The following is a 7,527-nucleotide window of genomic DNA, read 5'->3' on the forward strand; positions in this document are numbered from 1 at the left end:
TGCTAAAGCAGGGCTTGCAGAGCTCTCATGCGCGGACCGGCTCGGGGTGGGAGGACCGTCGCGGATAGGGGGGTGCCTGTCCGAAAACAGGGGTGGGGCCCGGCCTATCGTGGCTCGTCTAGGACAGGGGGCGCCATGCGATTCAGGATTCTGGGTCCGCTGGAGGTACGGGGAGCGCCGGGCACGTCCGAGGCTCTGACGCCGCGCGCGGCGAAGATACGGGTCGTCCTCGCCACGCTGCTGGTGCGGGCGAACGAGATCGTGTCGGTGGACAGCCTGATCGACGAGCTGTGGGGCGAGGACCCGCCGCGCACCGCGACGACGACGCTCCAGGTGTACATCTCGCAGCTGCGCAAGCTGCTGCACGAGGTGGACGCCGAGCTGGGCCGCGACGCGCTGGTGACGCGGCCGCCGGGGTACGAACTGCGGCTGGACCCGGCGCAGTTGGACCTGGCGGTGCTGGAGGAGCTGCACGGCCGGGGCCGGGAGCTGATGGACCGGCAGGACTACCGGGGCGCGGCAGATCTGCAGCGCCGGGCCCTCGGTCTGTGGCGCGGGCCGCTCCTGTCGGACACCCCGCACGGACCGCTGCTGGACGCCACGGCGGTGCGGCTGTCGGAGATGCGCACGTCGGCGCTGGAACAGTGCATCAGGGCCGAGCTGCATCTGGGCCGTCATCGGGGGCTGATCGGCGAGCTGCAGGCGGTGACCGCGGAGCTGCCGCTGCGCGAGGAGTTCCACGCGCATCTGATGGTGGCGCTGTACCGGTCGGGGCGGCAGGCCGACGCGCTGCAGGTGTTCGCGCGGCTGCGCCGGGGGCTCGTGGAGGAGCTGGCCATAGAGCCCGGCCGGGCGTTGCAGGCGCTGCACCAGCGCATCCTGGTGGGCGATCCCCTGCTGCTTCGGCCTGCGGGGCGGGCCGAGCGGACCGAGCCGTCGCCGCCGGCCGCCGTGACGCGGCCCGCCGGCGGCGGGGCTGCGTGGGCGGTGAGCGGTGGACTTCCCTCCGGCGACCTGCTGTTCACCGGCCGCGAGGAGGAACTGGCGGTTCTGGGTGAGGCGTTGGGGCCGCCCGGCGGCGGGCTCGTCGTCCTTTCGGGCCCGGCGGGCGTCGGCAAGAGCGCGCTGGCCCTGGCCGCGGCGCACCGCGCGGGCGACGGCTTCGACGGTTCGGCGCTCGTGCGGCTGCGCACCGGGGGCGGGCGTCCGCTGGACGCGGCGCAGGTGCTGGCGCAGCTGCTGCGCCGGTTCGCGGCGCACGGTGCGGCGCCGGCGGGCGGCGGGGAACCGGCCGCCGTGCTGCGGCAGTCGACGGCCGGCCGGCGGTGTCTGCTGGTCCTGGACGACGCGGTCTCGGCCGACCAGGTCCGTCCGGTGCTCGCGGCCATGCCGGACAGCACGGTGCTGGTCACCTGCCGGGGCGTGCCCGAGGGGCTCGAGGGGCGGGTCGTCGCGCTCGGCGTGCCCTCGGCGCGGGACGCCCGGGCGCTGCTGCTGGCCGCGGCGGGCGGGACGGCGCCGGACGCGGGCGCGGGGACGGGGGCGGCGGACGTCGTGGCGCTGTGCGGTGCTCTGCCGCTGGCGCTGCGGGCGGCGGGAAGCCTGCTGGCGGGCCGGCCGCGGCAGACGTGCGCGGCGCTCGCCGCGCGGCTGCGTGAGGAGCGCACCCGGCTCGCGGAGCTGGGCGCGGCGGACCCCGCACTGCGCCCGCGGCTGCGGCAGGCCGCGGACGAGCTGAGCGATCCGCGGCGGCGGGCCTTCCTGCTGTGGGGGCTGCTGCCCGCCGGGCCGTTCGGGCTGCGTGCGGCGGCGGCCCTGCTGGAGACGGACCTGCAGGCGGCGCGGGAGACGGCGGACGCGCTGGTGCGGGCGCAGGTCCTGCAGACGGAGCCGGCCCGGGCCGGTGGCACGGTCGGGTACCGCATGCCGGAGCTGTTGCGGCTGCTGGCCGGGGAGCTGCTCGCCGCCGAGGTGGACGCCGACGTCCGGCGGGCCGCGCTGAACCGGCTGTGCGGCGCGGCGGCCGACGAGGTCGAGGCGGTGGGCGTGTTCGCCGGGGAGCCGGTCGAGGGGCGCCATCCGCTGGACTGGTTCCGGGGGCGGCGGCCGGTGCTGCTGGCGCTGGTGCGGCAGGCGCACGCGGCGGGGCTGTGGTCGGCGACGCTGCGCCTGGTGGACGGCATGGCGGGGTTCCTGGAGTCGCTGGCGGCGTGGGAGGAGCGTTCCGTCTGCCACGATCTGGCGCTGGACGCGGCGCAGCGCACGGGCGATCTGGCGGCGCAGGCGCGGCTGTTGCGGGCCATGGGCGATCTCGCCTGGCAGCGGCGGCGGGTCGCCGTGGCGGAGGACCTGTTCGAGCGTGCCCTGCTGACGGCCGACGCGGCGGGCGCCGACGAGGAGCGCGTGCGGGCGTTGACGGGCCTGGCCGATCTGCGGCTGGACAGCGGCGCGACGGACGCGGCGGCGGCGCTGGTGCCGGGCGCGCCGGACGCGCCGGCGCCCGACCGCCGCGGCCGCTTCGAGAGCCACCGTCTGCGGGGCCTGCTGGCGCTGGAGTCGCACGACCGGGACGCGGCCCGGGCCCACTTCGTGCGGTGCCTGACCCAGGCGACGGAGCTGGCGGACGCCCGTCTGGAGGCCTACGCCCGCCGCCGCCTCGCCGACCTCGTCGGCCCCCGGGTGCCGGCGTCGGGCTGGTCGGAGGTGCGGCCCGGGGTGTGGAGGAAGGAAGCGGTGGCCTGAGCGGGGCCTTCCCTGAACGGGGCTTTCGCGGGCGGGGCTTCGGCGGCGGCTCGAAGCGCGGGCTCGTCCCAGCAGGCGCGCAGCCCCCGCTTTAGCCGGGGGCGGATCGTGGCTGCGACCAGTCACGCGGGACCGGGGCTGCCGTCCGGGTCCCCCGCATCGTGCAGGAGGTTCCATGTCCGATTCGGCCAACGGGCCCGTCGACGGCGTCGAGACCGTCGAATACGTCAACGTCGACGGCGGAGGCGACGGCGGAGGCGGAGGCGGGGCTGCGGCTCTCGCCCCGCGTCTGCAGTCCGCGATCCCGACCGACCTGGAGCAGCTCGTCGCGGACATCAGCGACGGAACAGGGCCCGCCGACTGAGGGAGGCGGGCCGGGGACGCGCCCGCCCCCTCGGGCGCGTCCCCGGCCGTCCGCGTCGGTCGGGCCGTACGGCATCTCCCCGGAAGGACACAGCCATGTCCCTGCACACTCCCGACACGACGCTGGTGCGGCACATCAGGGTCGTGGCCGTCGACGCCGGCGCGCAGCAGGTCACGCGGGCCGCGCTGACGCAGCTGCGGGCGGCCGCGCTGGTGCTGCATCCGCTCCGTCCCGCCCTCGACGTAGGGCGGTTGACCGCCGGCCCGGCCGAGTCGCTGGCCTTGCCGGGCCCGGACGGCGCCGACGCCCAAGGCGCCTGCGCCCGGGTGCTGGAACAGATCCTGTACCGGGTCGGCGCGGTGGGCGACGTGGCGGTGCTGCTGCCCGGCGGCCCGCCGTGGGCCGGCCCGCTCGTGCGCGAGCTCCAGGAGCTCGCGGACCGCTGGGAGATCAGCCTCCACATCGAGCCCGGCGTGCCCGCCGCGCAGCCGGCGGCCCGGTGAGCGTGCATGCCGGACACCATCGACACCGCCCTGCTGCGCGGGTACGGGCCCGGCATCGCCGCCTACCGCGACCAGCTGCGGCGCCTGCAGCGCGAGGCGCTGCTGGGCGGCGGAGAGGTGCTGGAGCGGCTGCTGGCGGGCCGCGCGGCCGCCCTCGCCCGCCTGCGGTCGGCGCCCTGGCTGCGGGCCCTGTCCGACGCGACCCTGCGTCAGATGCGCACGGTGGTGCGGTCCGGCGCCTACGCCTGTGCCCTGCCGCTGCGCGCCGGCGACCTGGCGCGGCTGATGGAACTGGCGCTGCCGGGGCTCGCGGACGACACGGTGCTGCACCACCCCACCCACGCCCGCGCCGCCGAGATCATCCCGGAGCTCCCCCTGCTGCGCGGCCGCGCCGACGCCGTCCGCCAGGTGCTGGCCCAGTCCTCGCTCGACGAGCCGACCACGTTCCGCACGGTCGACGACGAGCACAGCCGCCCCGTCGTGCACGGGCAGGACGGGCCGACGCTCGGGGCGTTGGCCGGCGTGGCCCACGAGCTGGGCCACTGCCTGTACGAGCGGGCCCGGCCGGTGCGCACGGCGCGCGGCCAGCTCGCCTCGGAACGGCTCGCGCACCGCTGGGAGGAGCAGGTCGTCGCCGCGTATCTGGCGGCCCGCGGCGGCGCTGAGGAGCGGCGCCTGTGGTGGCTCAGACAGCGTCGCGTGGACGCCCTCAACCTTCACTTCTTCCTGGCCGAACGGGCCGAACTGTACGGCCCGCACGACGGGTTCGAGGCTCTGGTGTCCCCGCGGGCGGGCGTCTTCCGGGAGTCCCTGTTCACCGTGCCCGGCTACCAGGTGGTGTACGCGCGGGCGTCGCTGGCCCGGCTGCACACCGGTGACAACCCCTGACCCGACGCGAGAGGACACCCGATGAGCACCGTCGTCGCACGGGAGCGGACGCGCACGGAACCGCGCGGCCTCACCGTCGTCCGGCAGCGGTACGCCGCCCTGCTCACGAGCGCCGCCGCCGGCCCCGCCCCCTGGTCCGGCCCCGGGCCGGTGGATCCGCTGCCGCCGCATCTGTGCCGCCGGCTCAACCTCGGCCGGGCCCCGGAGTGCGGGCCGCGGTCGCGGACCGCGTACACCGGGCGCGAGGACTGCGAACTGGTGGAGTTCGGCAGCGGCGCGCTGCGGCTGCGGTACGCGACGGCGCTGGGGCCTGCGACCCTGGCGGACGTGGGCCTGTCCGGGTACCGCACGGTGCGGCCGGGGCCGCGTACGACGGCCTGGATGACGGAGGCGGTGGACACGCTGGCGGGCCTGTGTCCTGAGGCCGCGCGGGCCGTGGAGGCGTTCATCAGCGTGCTCGTCCTGCTCAAGCCGCGCCGCGAACAGGCGCCGCTGGGCGAGACCATGGCGTCCTGCTCGTTCCGGGAGCTGCCCTTCACCGCCTTCCTGACGGGGCTCGGTCTGCATCATCTGCCGCCCGGCTTCATGTTCACCGAGCCGTCCGTGTACAGCCTGCAGGAGTCGCTGTACCACGAGGCGCTGCACCTGTGGCTCAACGAGATACAGCGCACCGACGACCACTTCGCCCCCGCGCGCGGGGACGGGCCGCACGGACGCGACGTGAAGATCTTCGTGTGCTGGCAGGGCACGTGGTGGACCGCGGCCCGCTGTCTGCACACGCTGTTCGGCTATGTCCACCTCCTCAGGCTGCGCACCGCGGCCCTGGAACGGGCCAAGGGCGCGCAGGCGGCGCTCCTGGAGGAGGCGGTGCGCTCGGCGCGGGCCTGCTCGAGCGAGCTGCACCACTCGCTCCTGGACCGGCCGGGTCTGCTCAGCGCCGCCGGGCACGAACTCCTGGACTGGATCGGCGAGTCGGTGCCGGGCCGCCGGACCGCCGCCCGGCGGTAGCCAAGCCAGACCCGCACCCGGCGGCAGCCGGGGCCGGCACGCGGCGGGGCCGGGGGGCGGCACGCGGCCGGGCCGGGGCGTGGCAGGGGGGCGGGGCCGTCCGGTCCCGCCCCCCTGCCACGGCCTTGGGGGGTCAGTGGCCCTGGTTCCTGAGGATCTTGCGCAGGCGTGCCGCGAAGGCCCTGGGGTGGGTCTTGAGGCCGACGTGCCCGCCGGGCAGCTCCTCGGTCTCCTTGCCGAGCCGCTGCGCGAGAGCGACGGTGCAGCGGTAGGACCAGTTGCCCTCGGAGGGGGCGCCGGTGGCGAGGACGAGCCGGCCGGCCTCGGCGCGCAGCACGTCGAAGCCGGCGTCGTCGAGGTGGACTTCGGTGTAGGCGGGCATCTCGTGCGTGATGAAGAAGTCGATGTTGGCCTTCTGCTCGTCCGTCATCGGCGACAGCCGGGCCCCGGGCTCGAACTGCAGGTTGCCGTAGTCGATGTCGTTGAACGCCGCCCAGCTGACCATGCCGGGGCCGAACCCCTGCTGCCGGTAGGTGTCGCACGCCGTGCGCACCACCTGTCCGGCGAGCTCGCGCTCGGCTCCGGTCAGGAAGTAGAACTCCGAGGGCTCGTGCGCCACGAGCGTGGCCACCAGCTGCGGGTGGCGGGCCAGCAGATGCAGGCCCACGTGCGCTCCGAGACTCGTGCCGAAGAGCAGCGCGGGCTCGTCGGTGAGCGACTTCAGCAGCAGGGCCAGGTCGTCCGCGTGGGTGCGCGGCGTCAGGGGCGGCATCGGGTCGCCGGCCGCGCTGCGCGACATGCCGCGCCGGTCGTAGGTGAGGACCGTGTAGTGGTCGGCGAGGCGGTCGACCAGGCCGGGGATGCGCCGGGCGTCGCCGCCCGCACCGTCCATGGCGACCAGGAGAGGGCCCGTGCCCCGTGTCTCGTAGTAGAGCTCGGTGCCGGCGACGGGCACCGCGGCGGATGTCACCATGACGGAACTTCCTTGATCGTCACGACTCCGGCGGAGCTGATCCAGCCGGGTCCCTGGGAGAGCAGCAGGACGTGGTCTCCTGGCGCCACCTCGCCGGTGCGCACCAGGTGGTCGAGCGAGATGAGCAGGTCGGCCGCCCCGACATGGCCGACGGTGCGGCCGAAGTCCCAGCTGGAACGGGACATGGGCAGGCCCAGCGGGCCCATGACCGCGTACTCGATCATGCGGCCGTCCTGGTTGATCGGGACGACCTTGGCGATGTCGCAGGCGTTGAGGCCGGCCTCCACCAGGGAGCGCTGGACGATGGACAGGTCGAACTCGCCGATGCGCTCGACCGTTTCGGCGAGCGACATCTCCCGCTCGTTGAACAGCGCGGCCCGCTCGGCGACGGCGACCTCTCGCCCCGTGCCGTCCTGGGGCGGCAGCAGCGACTCGTCCCCGCGGTGCCACTGCTCCAGTTCGGCCAGCGTCCCGGAGTTGAGGGAGCGCACCTCGGCGAAGCCGCTCTCGGTGCTGACCACGGCGGCCGCGGCGCCGTCGGCGAGGATGTAGGAGTCGCCGAAGCCGCGCCAGCGGTCGATGAGCGGCGTCTGGAAGTTCTGCGCCGTGGTCAGCAGCGCCGTCTCCACCTGGGCGGCGCCGGTCATCTGCCCGATCACGACCTCGAGGGCGGCCAGCATGCCGTTGCAGCCCTGCCGGATGTGCAGCGAGGGAATGGGCCCCGTGCCGAGTTCCCGCAGGATGTACGCGGGCGGGTAGGAGCCGTCGGGCCCCTGGTGGTAGACGCCGCCGTGGACGTGGGACTCGATGTCCTCGACGTCCCGTCCCCAGCGTTGCACCGCGCGTCGCGCCGCGGCGACCGCCATGTCGAGCGCGGGGACACCGTGCGCGACATGGGTGCCGGTCAGGCCGCTCGCCTTGTGGACGTCCTCGTCGTAGCGGCCGTCGGCCACGGCGTCCTGCGCGCTCACCGGATCGGGCAGGAACACCCCGACCGAGCTGAGGAACACTCCTTGCGTTCTCACAACCACGCCTCCCTTCTTGTGTGT

General features: G+C 75.4%; 7 protein-coding genes. 5 read left to right on the forward strand and 2 right to left on the reverse strand.

The features are described 5' to 3' along the window. Nucleotides 1-135: 135 nt before the first annotated feature. The 5 genes from OHS82_RS00280 to OHS82_RS00300 all read left to right on the forward strand — a co-directional run bounded on the left by OHS82_RS00280 (nt 136) and on the right by OHS82_RS00300 (nt 5,505). A complete protein-coding gene (locus OHS82_RS00280; RefSeq protein WP_057578435.1) occupies nt 136-2,742 on the forward strand; it encodes an AfsR/SARP family transcriptional regulator in 2,607 nt (868 codons plus the stop codon). A 175-nt stretch (nt 2,743-2,917) separates the two neighbouring features. Then, nucleotides 2,918-3,106 (forward strand): hypothetical protein, encoded by a 189-nt coding sequence (locus tag OHS82_RS00285; protein ID WP_057578438.1) that lies wholly within the window; start codon nt 2,918-2,920, stop codon nt 3,104-3,106. 95 nt (nt 3,107-3,201) lie between these two features. Then, nucleotides 3,202-3,609, forward strand: a complete 408-nt coding sequence (locus tag OHS82_RS00290) for an SAM-dependent methyltransferase (RefSeq protein WP_057578440.1) — start codon at nt 3,202-3,204, stop codon at nt 3,607-3,609. Nucleotides 3,610-3,615: 6 nt separating this feature from the next. Next, nucleotides 3,616-4,497 carry a hypothetical protein gene (locus OHS82_RS00295; RefSeq protein ID WP_057578442.1) on the forward strand — a complete coding sequence of 294 codons (882 nt, stop codon included), beginning with the start codon at nt 3,616-3,618 and terminating at the stop codon, nt 4,495-4,497. A 21-nt stretch (nt 4,498-4,518) separates the two neighbouring features. Beyond that, nucleotides 4,519-5,505, forward strand: coding sequence for a hypothetical protein (locus OHS82_RS00300; RefSeq protein WP_328432904.1), 987 nt, complete (start codon nt 4,519-4,521; stop codon nt 5,503-5,505). 133 nt (nt 5,506-5,638) lie between these two features. Here OHS82_RS00300 and OHS82_RS00305 read toward each other — a convergent pair whose 3' ends face one another. Together OHS82_RS00305 and OHS82_RS00310 are read right to left on the reverse strand one after the other, a co-directional pair. Beyond that, nucleotides 5,639-6,478: an alpha/beta fold hydrolase gene (locus tag OHS82_RS00305; RefSeq protein WP_057578446.1), complete on the reverse strand. Its 840-nt coding sequence runs from the start codon at nt 6,476-6,478 to the stop codon at nt 5,639-5,641. Next, a complete protein-coding gene (locus OHS82_RS00310; protein WP_057578448.1) occupies nt 6,472-7,503 on the reverse strand; it encodes a ketoacyl-ACP synthase III family protein in 1,032 nt (343 codons plus the stop codon). The genes OHS82_RS00305 and OHS82_RS00310 overlap by 7 nt, the downstream gene beginning before the upstream one ends. Between the last annotated feature and the right edge of the window lie 24 nt (nt 7,504-7,527).

The sequence above is a fragment of the Streptomyces sp. NBC_00425 genome, from assembly GCF_036030735.1.
Lineage (GTDB): Bacteria > Actinomycetota > Actinomycetes > Streptomycetales > Streptomycetaceae > Streptomyces.

Excerpts from the sequence above, each read along its gene's own strand:
- OHS82_RS00280 (WP_057578435.1), top strand. The coding sequence starts at position 136 with ATGCGATTCAGGATTCTGGGTCCGCTGGAGGTACGGGGAGCGCCGGGC.
- OHS82_RS00285 (WP_057578438.1), top strand. The coding sequence starts at position 2,918 with ATGTCCGATTCGGCCAACGGGCCCGTCGACGGCGTCGAGACCGTCGAA.
- OHS82_RS00290 (WP_057578440.1), top strand. The coding sequence starts at position 3,202 with ATGTCCCTGCACACTCCCGACACGACGCTGGTGCGGCACATCAGGGTC.
- OHS82_RS00295 (WP_057578442.1), top strand. The coding sequence starts at position 3,616 with ATGCCGGACACCATCGACACCGCCCTGCTGCGCGGGTACGGGCCCGGC.
- OHS82_RS00300 (WP_328432904.1), top strand. The coding sequence starts at position 4,519 with ATGAGCACCGTCGTCGCACGGGAGCGGACGCGCACGGAACCGCGCGGC.
- OHS82_RS00305 (WP_057578446.1), bottom strand. The coding sequence starts at position 6,478 with ATGGTGACATCCGCCGCGGTGCCCGTCGCCGGCACCGAGCTCTACTAC.